The organism is Cellulomonas sp. A375-1 (assembly GCF_001040865.1).
Taxonomy (GTDB): Bacteria; Actinomycetota; Actinomycetes; order Actinomycetales; family Cellulomonadaceae; genus Cellulomonas; species Cellulomonas gelida.
The window spans coordinates 1-1,794 of record NZ_LFKW01000100.1 but is presented as its reverse complement, the minus strand read 5'-3'; the positions used below and the strand labels follow the sequence as shown (position 1 = coordinate 1,794).

The 1,794-nt window shown below is 77.1% G+C and carries 2 protein-coding genes; both read right to left on the bottom strand.

What is annotated here, in order from left to right:
• The coding region (locus tag CWIS_RS18910) for an AAA family ATPase (protein WP_053071668.1) at positions 1–757 on the bottom strand (757 nt) is incomplete at its 3' end.
• Between the two features lie 133 nt (positions 758–890).
• Positions 891–1,794: D-alanyl-D-alanine carboxypeptidase family protein (locus tag CWIS_RS17675; RefSeq protein WP_197080822.1), on the bottom strand; the 904-nt coding region annotated here is incomplete at its 5' end.

Sequence of the window (1,794 nt, the reverse complement as noted above, 5' to 3'; positions counted from 1 at the left end):
CGACGAGCGCGGCGAGGTCCACGACGACGAACGAGACGCCGAGCACCGACGCGGCGGACAGCAGCGCGAGCACGTCGGCGCCCAGGTAGGCGACGCGCGACCGGACGACCTCCTCGACCTCGCCCCGCCAGCCGGGCAGCACCGCGTCGATGCCGCCCTCGACGGCGACGAGCGCGCCGGCGTCGTGCGCGGTCGTGACCACGTCGACGACGAACCGAGGGTTGCCGCCCGCGGTCGAGATCGCTCCGCGCAGCGACGGACCGAGGCTCGCGCCCACGATGGCCTCGGCGAGCTCGACGGCCGCGGCGGTCGGCAGCGGGCGCAGCTCGAGGTAGCGGGCGCCGGCGCGCGTCCACCGGCTCACGACGTGCGTGACCGCGGGGCGGTGCGGCACCGGGCGCAGGGTCAGCACGACGAGCGTGCGCGGCGGGAAGCCGTCGCCCGACGCGGCGGCCAGGCCCGCGAGCTCGTCGTCGTCCCAGGAGTGCACGTCCTCCAGGACGACGAGCCGCGCGGACCCGTCGACGCACGGGCGGCGCAGCTCGTCGAGCGCGTCGGCGCCGCCGCACACGCGGATGCCGAGGAGCTGGGCGCCCGACTGCAGCGCCTCGACGAGGCTCGTGCGGCCGACCCCGGCCTCACCCTCGAGCAGGACGGCGCCGCCCGGCCCGTCGGTGGCCTCGGTCAGGTAGGCCTCGAGGTCGTCGAGCTCAGCGGCGCGGCCGACGAGCGGCCAGGCACGACCCGGTGCAGGCATGGACCGATGCTAGGTGCAGCTGGCCACTACCAGGCTGGGTGAAGAGCGGGACACGCACGGGCGGCCGCCTGCCTGCGCGGCCGGCGCACCGGGCGCTCGCTCTCGCGCGCCACGGCAACCGGACCTCCGCGGCTCAGCGCGTGTACTCCCAGTGCCACGCCTCGGGCTTGCTGCCGCCGGCCCGCGCCCACGCCGGGTGCACCCACCCGAACTCGCCCGCGTGCTGCTGCATCCACGCGTGCTGCTTGGTGCCGAACACCTGGATGCCGCCGCCGAGGTCGACGGCGATGCCGGTCCCGTGGTTCGACGTGCCGGGCTGGGCGCACAGCCAGCCCTTGCGCGCACGGCAGCTCACCTGGTTGCCGTACGAGCGGTAGGAGTCGGAGATCGCGAGGTGCACGCCGAAGTCGGCGTGGTACGCGGCGTCGAGCGCGTCGAGGTCCTCGGCGGCGTCGCACCGCAGCAGCGCGCTCGAGTCGAACGACGGGGCGCACAGCGCGGAGGACGGGATCTGGCCGTTCGCGTAGCCGAGCAGGGACTGCTTCCAGGCGGCACGCTCGGCCTCCTTGGCGGCGGCGGCCTCCGCGGCGGCCTTCGCGGCGGCTTCCGCCTCGGCCTTCGCCGCGGCCTCGGCGGCGGCCTTCTCGGCGGCCGCCTTCTCGGCCGCGGCCTGCTGCTCGGCGGCGATGCGCTCGCGCGTCTCCTGGGTCGTCTCGGCGACCTCGCTGCTGAGCTCCACGACTCGCGCGACCGCCTCGCGGATCTTGCGCGTCGTCTCGTCCTCGGGCCCGGCGACGGGCGGCACGACGACCTCGTCGGCCGGGTCGACGACCTCGGCGGGGGTGTTCGGGTCGGCTGCGCTGCTCGGGTCCGCGGCACCGGGGTCTGCGGCCGGGTCGGCCGGGGTGGTCGGCTCGGCGGTCGCGCCGTCGGCCGGGGCGGTCGGCTCGGCGGTCGCGCCGTCGACCGGAGCCGTGGCGTCGTCGGCCGGGGCCGTGGCCGCAGCGTCGGGTGTCGTCGTGGCGTCGGGGGCGGCC